General features: G+C 45.6%; 15 protein-coding genes. 8 read left to right on the plus strand and 7 right to left on the minus strand.

Features of this window, described 5'->3' with window-relative positions; genetic code table 11:
- Positions 1–99: 99 nt before the first annotated feature.
- From GC178_09405 to GC178_09420, 4 genes are all read left to right on the plus strand, one after another.
- Positions 100–1,410, plus strand: a complete 1,311-nt coding sequence (locus tag GC178_09405) for an MFS transporter (protein ID MBI1287782.1) — start codon at positions 100–102, stop codon at positions 1,408–1,410.
- Positions 1,411–1,494: 84 nt separating this feature from the next.
- Entirely contained in the window at positions 1,495–2,205 is a 711-nt protein-coding gene (locus GC178_09410) for an SH3 domain-containing protein (protein ID MBI1287783.1), read from the plus strand.
- A 108-nt stretch (positions 2,206–2,313) separates the two neighbouring features.
- Positions 2,314–2,943: a hypothetical protein gene (locus GC178_09415; GenBank protein MBI1287784.1), complete on the plus strand. Its 630-nt coding sequence runs from the start codon at positions 2,314–2,316 to the stop codon at positions 2,941–2,943.
- Positions 2,944–3,253: 310 nt separating this feature from the next.
- On the plus strand, positions 3,254–4,618 hold the full coding sequence (locus GC178_09420) for a hypothetical protein (protein ID MBI1287785.1): 1,365 nt from the start codon (positions 3,254–3,256) through the stop codon (positions 4,616–4,618).
- On the opposite strand, the gene GC178_09425 is transcribed toward GC178_09420, so the two are convergent.
- Positions 4,610–6,118, minus strand: a complete 1,509-nt coding sequence (locus tag GC178_09425; protein ID MBI1287786.1) for a hypothetical protein — start codon at positions 6,116–6,118, stop codon at positions 4,610–4,612. The genes GC178_09420 and GC178_09425 overlap by 9 nt on opposite strands.
- A 272-nt stretch (positions 6,119–6,390) precedes the next feature.
- On the opposite strand from GC178_09425, the gene GC178_09430 reads away from it, so the two are divergent.
- Genes GC178_09430 through GC178_09440 form a run of 3 tightly spaced genes read left to right on the plus strand, consistent with a single transcriptional unit; the run spans position 6,391 to position 7,946 of the window.
- Positions 6,391–7,050 (plus strand): hypothetical protein, encoded by a 660-nt coding sequence (locus GC178_09430; GenBank protein ID MBI1287787.1) that lies wholly within the window; start codon positions 6,391–6,393, stop codon positions 7,048–7,050.
- A 12-nt stretch (positions 7,051–7,062) separates the two neighbouring features.
- Complete coding sequence (locus GC178_09435; GenBank protein MBI1287788.1) at positions 7,063–7,611, plus strand: tetratricopeptide repeat protein; 549 nt, start codon at positions 7,063–7,065, stop codon at positions 7,609–7,611.
- A complete protein-coding gene (locus GC178_09440) occupies positions 7,608–7,946 on the plus strand; it encodes a hypothetical protein (GenBank protein MBI1287789.1) in 339 nt (112 codons plus the stop codon). Before GC178_09435 ends, GC178_09440 begins: the two co-directional genes overlap by 4 nt.
- On the opposite strand, the gene GC178_09445 is transcribed toward GC178_09440, so the two are convergent.
- The 4 genes from GC178_09445 to GC178_09460 form a co-directional block, all read right to left on the minus strand.
- Positions 7,943–8,485, minus strand: coding sequence for a hypothetical protein (locus GC178_09445; protein MBI1287790.1), 543 nt, complete (start codon positions 8,483–8,485; stop codon positions 7,943–7,945). The genes GC178_09440 and GC178_09445 overlap by 4 nt on opposite strands.
- A 20-nt stretch (positions 8,486–8,505) precedes the next feature.
- Positions 8,506–9,627: a radical SAM family heme chaperone HemW gene (gene hemW / locus GC178_09450; protein ID MBI1287791.1), complete on the minus strand. Its 1,122-nt coding sequence runs from the start codon at positions 9,625–9,627 to the stop codon at positions 8,506–8,508.
- On the minus strand, positions 9,627–10,781 hold the full coding sequence (locus GC178_09455) for a hypothetical protein (protein ID MBI1287792.1): 1,155 nt from the start codon (positions 10,779–10,781) through the stop codon (positions 9,627–9,629). The genes hemW and GC178_09455 overlap by 1 nt, the downstream gene beginning before the upstream one ends.
- 73 nt (positions 10,782–10,854) lie before the next feature.
- Positions 10,855–13,485: an AsmA family protein gene (locus GC178_09460; GenBank protein ID MBI1287793.1), complete on the minus strand. Its 2,631-nt coding sequence runs from the start codon at positions 13,483–13,485 to the stop codon at positions 10,855–10,857.
- Between the two features lie 200 nt (positions 13,486–13,685).
- Here GC178_09460 and GC178_09465 point away from each other — a divergent pair, with 200 nt between their 5' ends.
- On the plus strand, positions 13,686–13,916 hold the full coding sequence (locus GC178_09465) for a hypothetical protein (protein MBI1287794.1): 231 nt from the start codon (positions 13,686–13,688) through the stop codon (positions 13,914–13,916).
- A 58-nt stretch (positions 13,917–13,974) separates the two neighbouring features.
- Here GC178_09465 and GC178_09470 read toward each other — a convergent pair whose 3' ends face one another.
- Positions 13,975–14,874, minus strand: coding sequence for a DUF3667 domain-containing protein (locus tag GC178_09470; protein ID MBI1287795.1), 900 nt, complete (start codon positions 14,872–14,874; stop codon positions 13,975–13,977).
- A 4-nt stretch (positions 14,875–14,878) separates the two neighbouring features.
- Complete coding sequence (gene fahA, locus GC178_09475; protein MBI1287796.1) at positions 14,879–16,126, minus strand: fumarylacetoacetase; 1,248 nt, start codon at positions 16,124–16,126, stop codon at positions 14,879–14,881.
- Positions 16,127–16,164 lie beyond the last annotated feature (38 nt).

Genomic DNA, 16,164 nt, shown 5'->3' on the forward strand with positions numbered 1-16,164 from the left:
GAAACGCAATACGGCCTTTAAGTGTTTTTGTTTGCGGTTTTGGAAATATGTCGGTCATTGCCCCTAAGTGTTACATTTACACTAAGTCATTTCAAGGATATGAAGCAACAGGAAAAACCGACCCTTTCGTTCTGGCAGATATGGAATATGAGCTTCGGCTTCATGGGAATCCAATTCGGTTGGGGACTTCAAATGGCCAACATGAGCGCCATTTATGAGTACTTGGACGCAAAACCAGAAGAGATTCCGATGCTTTGGCTGGCCGCGCCCTTAACAGGACTTATCATCCAGCCCATTATCGGTTATATGAGTGACCGAACATGGACCAAATTGGGGCGCAGACGGCCGTACTTTTTGGTCGGGGCCATTCTCAGTTCCATTGCGTTGGTGCTGATGCCCAATTCATCGGCCGTTTGGATGGCTGCTGGACTTTTGTGGATACTCGATGCATCCATCAATGTGTCGATGGAACCGTTCAGAGCTTTTGTGGTGGACATGCTTCCCGAAAAACAGCACAGCAAGGGATTCGCCATGCAAAGCCTGATGATCGGTCTTGGGGCGGTTATCGCTTCGGCCTTGCCTTGGATGATGAGCAACTGGTTCGGGTTTGAGACTACGGCAGAAATGGGAAAAATTCCGGATTCGGTCAAATATTCATTTTACTTAGGAGCATTTGCGTTCATCACTGCGGTTTTGATCACCATCATCACGACTAAACCCTATCCGCCTGCCGATATGGAGGAATTCCGCAGGAAGCAACAGGCAGAGAAAGGTATAGGAAAGGCTGCAAAAGAGATTTTTTCATCCATTGCCCACATGCCCAAGACCATGCGTCAGGTGGCGTTGGTGCAGTTCTTAACATGGCCTGGTCTGTTCCTGATGTGGTTCTACTATTCGGTAGCTGTGGCTGGAGACATTTTCGGTGGAGAACCGCGCAGTGAAGTCTATGCCGAGGGCTTGGGATTTGCAGGGCTGACCTTTGCTTGGTATAACCTCGTCACGTTTGGATTTGCATTTCTTCTGCCATATATAGCAGACCGGATTTCCATGAAATTCACGCATGCGCTGTGCCTGACAGCGGGTGGTATCGGCCTCATCTCGGTGCGGTTCATCACCGACCCTTACATGCTCTATGCCTCCATGACAGGTGTTGGCATAGCATGGGCAAGCATTCTTTCCATGCCTTATGCCATGCTGGGCAATAGCCTCCCCAAAGACAAAGTGGGAATCTACATGGGCATTTTCAACTTCTTTATCGTCTTGCCAGAGATCATTGCCAGCCTTGGTTTCGGTTGGGTAATGGAGTCTGTGTTGCACAACGACCGCCTCTCTGCCGTAATGCTGGGTGGAGGATTGATGCTGCTTGGCGCATTGCTTACCCTGCGCATTCAGGTGGTGAAAGAAGCCTGAGCCAATTAATGTTAATCCTCACAACATCAGTTCAATAACCGCTTTCAGGTGTGCGTTCAGTAACTGAACCAAAATCTGAAAGTCATGAAAAAGTTACTGGTAATTCTCATTTCGCTGGTAGGTTTACAAACCACAGCCCAAAACACACCGAAGCACTTGAACGTGATGGCCGTCAATGGTCTGAACATGCGTTCGCAGCCAGATGGACACTCGCGGGTGGTGACCAAAGTTCCCTTTGGCAAACAGGTTGAAATTTTGGAACAAACGGATGTGGAATTGCAACTTGGGTGGATAACAGACCATTGGTATAAGGTGCGTTTCCGTGGTCGCGAAGGTTTCATTTTCGGTGGCTATTTGAGTTCGCTACCAGCACCTTTGGCCGTTCAGGTTTCCTCGCTATCAGAAGTATTGCCTGCATACTGCAAAGACGTACTTACGCAAGAAGGCGATGCAGTTGCTGCCACTGAGCGCACTCGAACTGGCGACACGCTTTTTTACAGCATGATGAAGTTTGCAGAAGGTGTTGAACTGGAATCGGAGAGCCAATCGGAGCGAACTACCTCAAAATTGTTACTTCCCGTAAATGTTCAACAATCGTATGTGCTGCTCGAAGCGCTGCTCAAATCGAGTGGCAATACACCCTTGCTCGATCAACTTCGGTTTGTGAAAGGGGCTGATGGAAAACTTACGCGTATCTCAATAGCCGATGGCAGCATCTCCGTAAAAGCCGTTTCTGATGAGCTGACCGAATTGACTTTCACATCCTTTGCTGACCAAGTTTCCGCGCAACGTTAGTTCAACGTTAAATCGCGTAGCTGTTTTTAGTCATTTTGACGACCAAAGTTGTTATTTCATGGACGAATAGGTAGTATTGGAGCATAAACCAATAAACCTATTCGACCTATGAAAAATGTATCATTCAGTTTTATGGCTTTGGCAGCCGTGATTTTTATTGCGGGGTGTGGGCAGGAAAATCGTCTCGCAGATACTAAAAGTGCCTGCGAATCAGGGCATAAGGTTGATCTGAGTAAGTCCGGTTCGTCAATTCACATCAATAAAAAAATGATGGAAGTAACTGATAATGGGGTGACGTGCGATTGCGACTTGGCCATCGGTATCACAATCCAAGTGAAAGGCAACATTGTGACATTGAGTGAGTTTAAGAAGAAAACAACTTCTGAATCTGTTAAGATTGATACGAAAGAGGATGTCTTTATTGCCGGTATGAAAAAGTCTGGAGGTTCAAATGAACTCAGATTCATTGGTATTGATGATGTGCGTGGAGCAAGTGCTTTAATCAAGAAGGCCGCTTTGGAAGGGGATTCATTGGATACAAAGGCATCATATGTTCCAGCAGGCCAAGAATTTATCTTTTCAACGGACAGTGCTGCTTTACAATTCGAATCTCCTGACACTTACATTGCATATTCTAAAAGCGGTATCGGCAAAGCATATTTGCACACCGGGGATCCTAAAGACTTTCCGACTCCGAAAGATGCCGAATACCATTACATCAAGAAAGTCTTTTACTGAGCCTGTAGGCTGATACGCGATTTATCCACACCACGCAGATCTTACCCGGTTAAGCATGTTTAATATTCGGTTTGTATTCGTGGTAGTTGGTGTTCTAGCAATTTCATGCAACTCAAATAAAAAAGGATTTGTCAAGACCTCTGATGCGAAAGGTGAGATAAAAAGTATTCTGATAAATCTTACAGAACCAACTACACTCAGTTCCGCATATCGGCCGAAACTATTGAACATGATCAGTGTTCTCTTAGATTCAATGGACGTGGTCATACATACATATGTTGATGCCGGTCCAACTTATTATTCAACATAGGTGGCCAATCCGGTCTTGAGAATTCAAGAAGATTCGGTTCATCCAAAACGGACTGAAAATCAAATCTTTGATGATTACGGAAACTGGCTCATCTCACTGAATGCTGACACAGCTTATCAGCGACTGATTCTTAGTATGATTTCAAAGCTGAAAAGTTCAAACTCGTCTTGGGAACAATTTATTCGGTTTTATGAATGCACCACGCGATCGAATGAATTACGACACCAGGGCATGACGACTCTGGAATCCACGTTGGTTGAGGTGATACAAATGAACGATTCGGTGATTGCCGAAAATTGGTTGAACGATTTAGAATTATTCCGTACTTATTTGAAGGATAGCCTATCTGATGATCAATGGAACAGGCTTACATGGCTGACATCAAAGCGAAGCGAAGCCTATGATGTTTTAAATAGGACGTGTCCAGATGCTTGCGACCCTTGTTCGAAAGTTTGCAGGATGAGGGAGGTCACTTGGGTACAGGACAAGATCATGACAGGTCGAATCAATGGTCGCAGATTTTCATTGTTCTCTTGTAGGGGAGATCTTTCCTTGGAAAGTGCTTTGATTTCCTCCAAACTTCAGAAAAATGGACTGGTGGATACCATTATTGGATTTGAAGTGTGTTTTGATGGGGCCAATGTTTTTAGGTCAAACAGAACTATTGTTGCAAGAGATGTATTGAAATTCAGTACTAAAGTATGCCCTGACAATGGAAGATCGTTGTTGAAGTTACAAGATAGATTTGAGCGCTTGTTCGACAACCAACGCATAGATTGGTTATCCCTTTCGTTATATCCGAATCCTCTGGATGTCGGAGGTCGGGATAGTATTAGCATCCCATTACATCACATGGATCTATTCATGAATTTCGGACTGTCTGAAAATGATGAATGGACTGCGTTCGTAGGGGAAGTTAAGATGAAATACTATAGTGGTAATTATTTGAACACGGGTTTGACACTAGAGGATTCATCTGCTTTGAGTCAACTTAATCTAAGGTTGGATAGTGTGGTTGGTATTTTGCAGTCTTGGGGCTATAAAACAATAAGGATTCCTCTTGTACCACTTCATTATCCCAGAAGCCATAAAATCAATGGTATTCTGACATTTAATAATGCTTTGGTTGAATGTTTTGAGAGAAATGGGGCTTGGGTTAAGAATATATATTTGACAGATTATGATTACAAGGATGTCAGATACAACAATTATAGAGCGGGGTTGAACACCGCACAGCTAAGAACAGATGTTCAAAACACGTATGAAAGTTGCGGTTACAATGTGAAGTGGGTTGAGGGGCTGTATAACTCGAAGAGCTATGCCGGGATTAGGTGCTATACGCAGACATTGGTAAGATCACCTTGATCGAAGGAGATTGATCATTTTCTGACCTGTCAGATGGCTTTTTGCCCAAAGCTCAATTTCCTCCATACCCAAAACCGACTCATGGTTCTTTTGCATCGAAAGCTGATTGAGCTCAATGATCAATTGCTCAAGGTTAGTGTTGAACATTTCGTGGCTCGAATTAAATGGCATTTGTTGAAAGTACTTTAGAACGATTTTCTCAAATCGGTGTAGCCTTTCTTTTTTTTGGATGAATCTATATGCAGATCTCGTGTACGATTCAACCAGATCTTCATGCCCAAGTTCGAAATGTATGATTGGTTGAAGTAAAAGCGTAACAAATTTTTGCTGTTGCTTTATTTCACTATTGTCCGCCAAAAGTGGGTTCATCCATCTGAGCGCATCTTTGAACCGATGCATGATGAAATACATTACCATGATATTGAACTGAAAGGCCAGCACCCGTGCCTTATTGATCTTTGGCTGATAGGTGATGAGTCCGTTTTCAATAGTAGGAACGAGTGATGCCGCCTTTTCAAATTCACCAATGTTGATGTAGTAAAAGTGCTCCTGAAAATAGACGTTCTGAAAGACCTCCCCCTCTTCATCAAATGAGGTTACGGGTACTGTCTTCATTTCTTCCAATGCCTTCAAATACCAGTCATAATTCTTAGAAGTAAGTGCTCTTGATATTAGGTTTTCCAAGCAGATCTTATAGTTTTTGGACTCTTCATCCTTCATGAAGGAGAATTGCTGATACAATTCATATTCAGCCAAACTTGCTTCAAACGCAGCCTGTCTGTTTTTGAACAGGTGGTTGTAGTTTCCATGTGCCCTATTGAATACAGAATTGAGCCTGAAAGAAACTCCGATACGTGATCTGTAGCGTTCCACATCGTTGATGAGACTATCAGCACGATTCTTTACGGATGGGCTATTAATGTCAGACCCAGATCGATATAACGTGAAAAGTTCACCGTTCTTAATGGTTAGATCCGTGTAGGTGTCTTCCAGAATGGCAATGGCCTTTTGTTCATTGATAAGCTCAAGAACTGGGTTGATGATCTGTTTTTTCTCAAACTCCGTGGTATGTGCAATCTGCCTGTGAATGATCTCTTTCAGCAAATGATAACGCTCATATTTCGTGGCCAGTTCTTTGGCCTTGAGCAGTGCTTTTTCGCGATGGTCAAACAGGCCTTTGTCCATGTAAAAAAGCTCATCCTGTAGCAGTTCGTTTATGGCGGTATCGATGGTTCTTGTTCCATGGAAACTCCGCATCTGTTTCATTATCTGCCCGCGCAACTGCTTTTTCTCCGCAGACAGATATTTAATAAAAGGCTTCTTGGCATGCTTCTTTTTAAAGGCGGCCTCATCATATTCGTCCAATCCGTCCAATGCCTCGAAAAGCTGTAGGTAGTTGCTTTTGGAATCGCCTCCTTTTGAGGCATTCACTTTGAAGTAGCGTTTCTCCGAAGGGTTGAGGCTTTGAATCAGCTGAAAGAGGTCGTCCTGAGCAGCCATAACGCATAGATTTTCTTACAAAATACGACTTTTTAACGGCTCCAGAATTCCTTATGGAAAATTGGCCGTTTTCAATCATTAAACATGCGTAAATACTTGATAATCAAGTTCGTATGTCAGTTAGTTGTTTTTGGCTATTTCGATGAATGACATGGTCAGAATTCCTAAAACCGCAAAAAAGATGGTTAGGACTGAGGGAGGGTGTGCAGCAACCTTTGGTGTCGAATTCAAACAATAGGCGCCAAAAAGTCAAACCCTTTAAACCTCTAATTATGAAAACTTTAAATCAAAGAAAATGGAGTGCTGACATGGTCAAGGCTCCGCTGAATGAAAAAAGGTCATCACGTCCAAGGATCGGTGATGATGATGGAATCTCTGACCGGACAATGAATGCCGTGATCGTGCTGTTCATGATCATTACTATGGGGCTTGCTCTTTCCGCATCAGCCCAGGCTCCAGACTCCACGCAATGCCGCATTATTTTAAGACAGGCAATGCTGGATATGGAACGCGAACAGTATGGCCAGGCTGTGACCAAGTTGCTTGAAGTAAGGGCAAACACACCCGAAAATGCAAATGTGAGCCAGATGCTCGGCAGGTGCTACCTCTACGGCTTCAACGATGCGGAGAAAGCAGCCTTCTACCTTTCCCGAGCCGCAGATCATGTTTCGGCAGATTTCGAAGAATGGGACATGGACGAGATCCATGCACCGATTGAAACGGCCTATCATTTGGCAAAGGCCCAAGAGTTATTGGGCAACTATGCCGAGGCTGCAGATTCTTACCAACAGTTCCTTACTTACCTGGAGCAGGGTTCAAGAAACGGAAGTAGGATGTATGCCATGATCGGGAGAAATGCTGACCGGTGCAGAGTGGCTGCTGTTCAGGAATTGGATGATATGTCCGGTCAAAACGTGGTATTCAACAAATAAGAGCAAGAAATCATGGAAACGATAAAGAACAATTTCAAGATGGTAGCAGCATTTGCCCTGCTTGTACTCACTACAGAAGCTTACGCTCAGATGAGTCCATACAAGTTTGCACAGACATTCAATCAGGCTTTTGCCAATGTAGTGGCAGCTGACTACGAGGAAGCGTTGCCGCTGTTGGAGCAGCTTCATCAAAGCGACCCGGAACACGCTCAGGTCGGATATCTACTTGCCATCTGTAGGCACAATTTGAAAATGGAAGCTGGCGGAACCCTTCCGTTGCTGCTGTCAGCTTCCAAGAGCTACAATTACTACCACGAGCATGGAAATGTGAACGATCGGTCCGTTCCAGCAAAGGCTTGGTTTCTGTTGGCAGAGGTGTATTCAGAATTGGGTCGCCACAAGGAATCGATAGATGCTTACCGCGACTATATGAGTTGCATTCCTTTGGCTTCTTTGGAGCATAAGCGATCTGTGATTCAACTAATAGCCGTACAGCGACAACTGCTGGCAGCAAATGGCTCCAAAACCAGAGGTTCACTTACCGCAAGCTTACAGCCATGAACGATCCAAGAACTAAACGTCCAAGTTTGGAGGAACTCAAGGACGAAAGACACCGTAAATGGCTCCGAACGTTGAAATTGAACTCGAAGAAAGGCTCAGCGGTTGTCATCCAGATGAACGTCCCGGTCTTTGGAAAAACTGCCACGGAACTTTCTGAACGAGAGATGGAGATCCTTCAACTTATCTCCTTTGGATGCACTACCAAGGATATCGCGGAACGACTCTTTCTGAGTACCCACACGATCACCAATCATCGCAAGAACATGCTCAATCGTTCGAGGTGCGGGAATTTTGCAGAACTGGTACGCGTAGCGATCAATGAGAACCTGCTTTAAGCAGGTTCTCTTTTTTCATATCGTTTGACCCAGGCAACGAAAAGAAGAAAGATGAAGATCACCGCAATCACGTTGAAGAAATCATGGTTATCGATCGGTCCATCGTTACCGAATTTCACCCAGGAGAGGCAGAGACCTACAACCCTTGTAATATTGATGGCTTGGATGCCCAACAACCCCAAAGGAATGAACCAAACACGATCGATCCACTTTCCGGGGAATGAAATGATCAGAGCTACTAACGTAAACATCATGTCTGTTCCCAAACAGTAATTTTTCACGTGTACGTTGAACTCCAGGTCATACATGTCAATATCGCGCATGTTCACCACATCAGCTCCATATCCGAGTAGATGAAGAATCCAAACACTCGGTTCCACCAAAAACTTTAATATGTAGTGGATGAAATGACCGTAATATGTGCTGATAACTGGTAGCTGCCACACATTTGGAACGAACCACCAAAAGTAGAAGCCGCAAAGAATGCCAAGCTTCAGCAGAAACAGGACAAGTTCTTTATTGCGCTTCAGTAATTCCACGGAAACCAAAGGTAAACTTGTTACTCGAAGAACAACTCAGCAGCAAGACCATCCGCCAGCTGCATCCCTTTTTTTGTCAATCGAATGGCGTTGGATGCGATAATGAAATTGTCGGGTTCCAAATCATTGAGATTTGAAATCAGTTGCAGCCAACTTCCAGTTTTTATCCGTTCCATTCGGTCTTTTTCGATTCCCCATTTGGTGCGTAGTCCGATCATGATGTTCTCGTTCAATCGATCGTTCTCTGAAAGATGCTCTTGGAAGAAAAAGGATTCAACATTCTTTATTGTTCGGATGTAACCTGCGTTTGCGCGCATATTCCATTGCCGCGTTGTGCCAATAAAGGAATGGGCCGATGGGCCAAGTCCGAGATAAGGCGTTCCTTTCCAGTAGGATGAATTATGACGCGAGATGAACCCTTCCTTCGCGAAATTGCTGATCTCATAATGCTCGAACCCGTTCTGCGGAAGCAAGTCCATGTTCATTCTGAAAAACTCCATGGTGCGCTCATCATCAGGTGCCTTTTGCATTCCTTTCTTGATTCGGGAATTCAGCACGGTTTTCTCCTCCACGGTAAGTGCATAGCTTGAAATATGCTGAACGTTTAATTTCAAGGCTTCCGAAAGATTGAATTCCCAGTCGGAAATGGTTTGATCGGGAAGTCCGAAGATCAGATCGATGCTGATGTTGTCGAAACCAAGACCCTGAGCTTCAGAAATGGCAGTTTTGGCCTGCTCTGAGGTATGCACGCGGTTCATCCATTTCAGCTCAGCATCAATAAACGATTGTGTTCCCAAACTCAAACGGTTCACGCCAATGTTCTTCAGTTCTTTCAATTTGTTGGTTGAAAGATCTTCTGGATTGGCCTCAACGGTCAGTTCCAGATCATTCTCCAACGGATGAAAGGTTGAGATCCGATCAATTATCCGTTCCAACTCCGATGTTGGAAGTAGGGAAGGAGTGCCACCTCCGAAATAAATGGTTGAGATGGATTCTCCGCTCAGATAATCGTTTCTGAGTTCTATTTCACGAAGTATCGCATCGACAAGTTCCTGTGCGTTCTTGAGGTTTGTAGTGAAATGAAAATCGCAGTAATGGCAAGCGCGCCTGCAGAACGGAATGTGAATGTAAATCCCTGCCATCAGGCCTTGTTCAGCGTAATACGGAAGGTGGTGCCTTTGCCGAGTTCGGAGCTTTTCACAATGATCTTCCCGTTGTGATATTGCTCAATGATACGCTTGGTGAGCGAAAGTCCCAAGCCCCAACCACGTTTTTTACTGGTGTAACCTGGTTGGAACACGGTTTCAAACTTCGAGCGCGGTATGCCTTTTCCTGTGTCGCTCACATCAATGGTCACTTGCGAAGTGCCATCCATGAGCGTGACGTTGATCTCTCCCGAACCTTCCATGGCATCGATCGCATTCCTGCAAAGGTTCTCGATCACCCAAGCGAACAGCGGAATATTCAGTGGAACGCTCACATTCTCGGCACCTTCGGTATTTAATGAGAACTTGATCTTTTTGGAACTTCGCGTTTGCATGTAATCCAAGCTGTCGTGAAGTACGCTGGCCATGTTTTCAGGAACGAGTTCTGGAACGGAACCGATCTTAGAGAAGCGTTCCGTAATGGTTTCCAAGCGGGAAACATCCTTCTTCATATCATCCAAAATGGATGCATCAACCTCTTTCGTGCGCAAGTATTCGATCCACGCAATGAGCGATGAAAGTGGGGTGCCAAGTTGATGGGCTGTTTCCTTGGCCATTCCCACCCAAACCTGATCCTGCTCGGCCTTTCGAGCAAAACTGAACGCGAAATACGCCACCAGAATGAAGATGGAAATGATGCCCAAACTCACGTACGGATAGTATTTGAGCTGATAATAGAGGTCGGAATTATCGTAGAAGATGTAATTCTTGGTGCCACCGAAAAGTTCGATCTCAATCGGGTCGTTGCGACCTTTTATCTTACGTAGTTGTTCCTGCTGGTATTCGGAATCCGTGCTTCTCGCCTCGTCAAAATTTCGGAGTGAAATGATGTTTTCCTCACCATCTGTAAGGATGAGCGGGATAGTTGTATTTGACTTTACGACCTCAAAAACGAAGCTGAGATCCGTGTTCTGATCGGCCGAATTGGCCAAAAATTTCGTCCCTTTTGCCCAAAGTTCCACCTTGTGCCGTTCCTGAATGGCCAATCTGCTTACCAATTGGTTGGTGTAGAAAAGCGAACCAACGCCAATGATGAGCGCCACTACGACCAGCAGTTGTTTCCAACGTTGTTTCTTCGAATAGATGTTCACTTGGACACGTGTCGGATTTGATCTTTACAAATTAAAGGAAACGCCTGTTAGGGTTTGCTGCATCAAAGCTTAACTACGGGTCGAACTCAATTTCGAACGTTCCTTCGGTTTCTTCCTTCTCAGGTTCGGTGTTGAAGAATCCCTTCTTTTTCTTCGGTTTCTCGTTCGTTACAGGTTTGGTCTCTGGCTGTTCCTCGGTTTCCTTCTTGGGTGTGTTGATGCCATCATCTTCCAATCTGAACTGAACTTCTGGTTGCTCTACTTGCTGATTGCCGTTTCCGCTGAACTCATCTTGGAACAACTTTTTGATGGCCTGGCCTTCTTTTTTCAGATCATCCTTGATCTTCTGCTTCACCTCCTTTTTGTCGAAACCGACCTTCAGATCGCCTGGCCTGCCGCGTATCCAAAGGAAAAGCCGCGTTTTACCTTTCTCGTCAATGATCTCATGGCCATCGAACGTTTCCTTCTTCTTGGCTTTTCTGCGAAGCAGGTCGTTCATCAACAGGTTCACGTGGTAATCCATTTCCTGATCGAAACCGTGCTCTCCGAAAACCATCACGTTCAAAATGCTGCTCGAAACGGTCATTCTCGGTATGTAGATCTTGCCGTTTCGAATGCTTAGCTGATTGCGCAGCGTGTCGAATTTCACTTCGTTGAGTTCATCTACGCTGATGAAGCGCGACATGGCCAGCAGCGGCTCGAATTTGACGAGTTGACCACCGCTCACTTCGATATCTGTTTCCACACGAAGCAGATCTTTCTGTAATTGATGGTCTTTATCGAGGTAGATGTCTGCTTCAAGAATCGCAGAAGCACGTCCTTTCAGGTTCTTGGAAGTAAGCGTGGTCTGTCCGAACTCATTCCATTCGGCCAGCGTGCGGCTCATATCGATGTTGTGCAGTTCGCCATCCAGGCCAAGTAAGTAACCCGTTGCGGTTGGTTGGTAAGTGAGATTTGCCCGAACGTTGCCGTCCAGCGCCATGAAGCGCAGGCTCGAAACGTCCAATTTCTCATTCTCCATGTTTACGATTCCCGAAACGGAAGAAGCCGTGAAATCATTGAAAAGTATGCGGTCGATCGTGGCGTTCACTTTTACCGAAACAGGTCTGCTCGAACCGCTTTCTGCGTTCGTTTCCGATTCGAACTGCCATTCCTTCGGTAGCTGCTGAACGTCCAATTCTTGGATGTGGATATTTCCAGCCAGTTCGATCTTAGAATCAGGTTCGGTGAGAATGTCTTTGAGCCTTGCGATCTCCACTTCACCATCAAATTGCATGTGACCGATCTTTCCAGAACATTCGGTGATTCGCGTGCCACCCAATTTCATGTCGATGCTCGCGTTCAAATTTTCAATGGGCGGAATGCCTGAATTGAACTGTAGTTGCGCTTCAGACAGTTGCACATTTCCCGACCAGCGCATATCGCGCAGTTCATTCAGCGTGGTTTTGAATTCGTGTCCGAGCGGACCTTCAAAATCCAACGTCCACGAAATGTGTCCGTTTCCTTTCAGTTGTTCTTCTATCTGCGCTACGCGAACGATCTCTTCAATGCGCGAACTTCCCGTGCAGTTCAGTCGCAAACGCGGATCGGAAAGATCGGTAAGCGTGCCTTTTCCTTGCACGTTTCCTTCGGGCGTTCGCAACTCAAACGAATCAAAATCGATCTGCATCGCTTTCGAACGTTTGATGTCCTTCATGTAAAGTTTGCCTTCAAAATTCAGGTCGTGAACATCCGTTTCCTGAAAGATCAGACCGCCATCACGCATGCGAATGGTGGCATCCAACTGCGGCCCCTGTGTTTTGGTGAACGGCCCATTGAGTGAGAAAATAAGATCGGCACGGCCAGAAAGGCCGAGTTTGCGGATGTTCTCAGGCATCTGTGGCCAAACGTGCGGAAGCAGCACGAAAGGTTCAATATTGCCCGCATGCACTTTCATCTGCATGTCGGTACCATTTTCAACGCGTTTCCATTCTGCGTCCAGCACCATTTCATTGCCCGCCAGCACGGCATTTCCCATTTCGATGGTGTAAATGCCATCCTTTGAATTGATGTTGAGCACACCCGCCAAACTCAGCGGAAGCTCAACGATACGGTCATCACCCGTGGTCGTTAGCCGCTCCATAAAACCGTTCAGGCTCAATCCCAAGCGCGTGTTCTCATTCGTAAAACGTCCCTTCAATCGCGATTTCTCGGAGTAGAACTGGATGTTCAGATCGATAACGCGGTCATCATAATCCAAATGCACATTCTGTAGCGTGAGAATCTCGATGCTGAAGTCGGTTTTTGAAGGCGCATCTTTCTCCTGTTCCTTCCAAACCCGAAAATTCCAACGGTTGTTTTCGCTCCTGCGCAATCGCAGAAAACCATCCGTTACGCGGATTCCTTCAATGGTGAATCTGTTCTGGAGAAGTTTGAAAACATCAAACTGAACAAATGCTTTTTCAACTTTGAGAAGTGTGTCCTTACGGAACGAATCCTGAATCTGAATATCGTTGATCTCTACCGCCACAAGTGGAAAATCCTTCCAAAGAGAAAGCACCACATTCTCATTGAACGACACTTCCGTTTCAATGGAATTATGCACCATCTCCAACGCATATTCCTTCATATCATCCTCATACTTGAAGACGATAATGCAAGCAAGACCTGCCAAAAGGATGAGCAGCACGAACAGGATGAAAGCTATTCTCTTGAACCAGATCATGAATCAAGAACAAATGTATCGGCCATGGAAGCCAGAACGCGGTATAAGCCGAAGAAGTATTCAGCCTTGACTGTTGAAAAAGGCAACAGCAATTGTTCGGGACTTTTGACCAAATCGGCTTTAGTTATTAACATTTAGAATATGGTTCGTTCATATTTTGGTAGTTTTCGCCCTTCGATTAACCTAACCAAATCACCACGATGAAAAAATCTACACTTTTCTCAAATCTTTTCCTTGCTGCTTTCTGCGCTGCATTTGTTGCTTGCGGTTCTCATGAGCCAAAAGAAGAAGCAACAGAAGAGCCAACTGAAGTAGTTGAGGAGGTAACTGAAGTTGAAGTAGTTGAGGAGCCTGCTGACAGTACTGCCATGGATATGGAAGAAGAAAGTGCTGAAGACGAGGCTGCGGAGCACGAAGCTGCAGAACACTAAGATCAATTCTTTCAGAATTCTTGAAAGGCCATCTCATTTGAGGTGGCCTTTCTTGCTTTCAGTAATTCCAAACACTTACGGCAAGTATTCCAATAATACTCACGGCAAAGAAGAAGAGGTAAACCACAAAGACCCCGAATGTTCGTGTAATTGAACGGAGCCAAGAAAGGTCGAAAACCCGTTTCATGGCCAGAACGAGATAGATCGGAATCAGAACGAAGAACACCAGCGTTGTAGCCAGATGGTCGGCAAAGAAGCCGATGATCATATCCAACGAAAAGAGCAGAAATGCCACGCAATGGAAATGGATGGAGAAGATCACCGAATTCATAAAATAAGGCGATTCCCTTTTGGAGAACAGCCAAACGATAAGTGCAAATACGGGAAGCAGCAGAAACATGCTGATTGAGAAATTGCTGAACAGTTCGTTGGTGAAACGTTCTTCAAACTCAGGGTTCAGCGATTTCTTGGCCTGAGTTACCAAGTGCTTTTTCCATGGACTTGCATCAGCATCGTAAACCTTCGCCAAGGAATCCAAGGCCGAAGGATTGTCGGTAGATACGATGGCGGGCTGATTTTCAACGGATGATCGATCCTTGACCTCGTTCAAATGAACTTTCGGATTGTAAGAGTCATTTGGTGAGGTTTCCGTGCTTATTCCCAGCAGAAGAAAATACACGAATGAGATGAAGAAGTAGAGTTGCAGCGGCTTCACGTATCGAACGCGCTTTCCAGCAAGGAACTGTCGCGTGATCTCGCCAGGTTTCAGCAACAGGTCGCGAATGGTGTAACCGAGTTTCGTATCGAAATTGAAATTGCTCGACAGGAATTCCTTTACCAGTTCCGTAAAGCGGATCTCAAGTTCTCGGTCTTCTTGCCCGCAGTTCGGACAGAATCTGTCGTTTTCGCGAAGCGGGGCTTCACAATTGAGGCAATGAGTGTGATGCTGCATTGCCATCAGATCATTCCACCGCAGGAAGAACTTTCGTTCTCACTTCCCCGAAACCAACACGTTTTCCGTCTTTCTCGCAGTAAGCGCTCATCACCACCGAGTCGCCATCCTGAATGAACTTGCGCTCGGTTCCATCAGGCATGGCAATGGGTTTTGAACCGCGCCAGGTGATCTCCAGCATCGAACCATAACTTTCGGGTGTTGGTCCCGAAATGGTTCCAGACGCGCACATGTCGCCCACATTCATATTGCAGCCATTCACCGTGTGGTGCGCCAACTGCTGCGCCATGCTCCAGTACATGTACTTGAAGTTGCTGTTGCTAACTGTTTTGGCTACGCCCGAATTTGTTTCGATGGCAGCCTGAAGATGGATGTCAAAACTGTGATTCTTCTGCATTTCCAAGTAGGGGAGAACGGCAGGTTCCTGTTTTGGTCCCGCTACGCGGAAAGGCTCCAACGCTTCCATGGTAATGATCCAAGGAGAGATGGACGAACCGAAGTTCTTCGCCAAAAATGGACCGAGTGGAACGTATTCCCATTTCTGAATATCGCGTGCGCTCCAATCGTTGAACACGACCATCCCGAAAATGTGGTCTTCGGCATTTTCAACCGAAACGGAGGTTCCAATTTCATTTCCTTTTCCCACGATAAAGGCCATTTCCAACTCAAAATCGAGCAAGCGACATGGGCCGAAGGTCGGTCTGTCAGCGTCATCGGCTTTTGTCTGTCCTTTCGGACGATGGAGCGGAGTTCCGCTTACCACAATAGATGAAGCGCGGCCGTGGTAACCTACAGGAATATGCAGCCAGTTTGGAAGAAGTGCATTATTCGGGTCGCGGAACATGGTTCCAACATTGGTCGCATGCTCCTTACTGCTGTAGAAATCGGTGTAATCGCCAACCCGCACAGGCATCAACATTTGCACCTCTTCCACTTTTCGGATGGCATTGAGCCGAACAGATTCGTTGTCTCGCAATTCGCCATTGTTGGCCGCAAAAAGTTCTTGAATACGCTTGCGCGTGGCGGAAGTGACTGGCTTTCCAAGCGCAATGAAATCGTTCAGAACTGAATTGCTGAAAATGTCGTCAGGCAAGTTGATGCCAGCGAAAAAACCAGCCTTTTGCAGCGCATCCAGGTCAATGACGTTGTCACCTAATCGCGTAGCCGCTCTCGGTTTTCCGTCCGAACTGAAAACTCCGAAAGGAATATTATCCAAACTGAAGTCGCTATCTGCTGCAATGTTTATCCAACTGCTCATTTGATCAAATTCTTTGGTGCATTGTTCCGTTGGTGGCA

It is taken from the genome of Flavobacteriales bacterium (assembly GCA_016124845.1).
Classification (GTDB): Bacteria; Bacteroidota; Bacteroidia; order UBA10329; family UBA10329; genus UBA10329.

Coding starts and splice junctions, on each gene's coding strand:
- GC178_09405 (MBI1287782.1), top strand. CDS start 100: ATGAAGCAACAGGAAAAACCGACCCTTTCGTTCTGGCAGATATGGAAT.
- GC178_09410 (MBI1287783.1), top strand. CDS start 1,495: ATGAAAAAGTTACTGGTAATTCTCATTTCGCTGGTAGGTTTACAAACC.
- GC178_09415 (MBI1287784.1), top strand. CDS start 2,314: ATGAAAAATGTATCATTCAGTTTTATGGCTTTGGCAGCCGTGATTTTT.
- GC178_09425 (MBI1287786.1), bottom strand. CDS start 6,118: ATGGCTGCTCAGGACGACCTCTTTCAGCTGATTCAAAGCCTCAACCCT.
- GC178_09430 (MBI1287787.1), top strand. CDS start 6,391: ATGAAAACTTTAAATCAAAGAAAATGGAGTGCTGACATGGTCAAGGCT.
- GC178_09435 (MBI1287788.1), top strand. CDS start 7,063: ATGGAAACGATAAAGAACAATTTCAAGATGGTAGCAGCATTTGCCCTG.
- GC178_09440 (MBI1287789.1), top strand. CDS start 7,608: ATGAACGATCCAAGAACTAAACGTCCAAGTTTGGAGGAACTCAAGGAC.
- hemW (MBI1287791.1), bottom strand. CDS start 9,627: ATGGCAGGGATTTACATTCACATTCCGTTCTGCAGGCGCGCTTGCCAT.
- GC178_09460 (MBI1287793.1), bottom strand. CDS start 13,485: ATGATCTGGTTCAAGAGAATAGCTTTCATCCTGTTCGTGCTGCTCATC.
- GC178_09465 (MBI1287794.1), top strand. CDS start 13,686: ATGAAAAAATCTACACTTTTCTCAAATCTTTTCCTTGCTGCTTTCTGC.
- GC178_09470 (MBI1287795.1), bottom strand. CDS start 14,874: ATGGCAATGCAGCATCACACTCATTGCCTCAATTGTGAAGCCCCGCTT.
- fahA (MBI1287796.1), bottom strand. CDS start 16,126: ATGAGCAGTTGGATAAACATTGCAGCAGATAGCGACTTCAGTTTGGAT.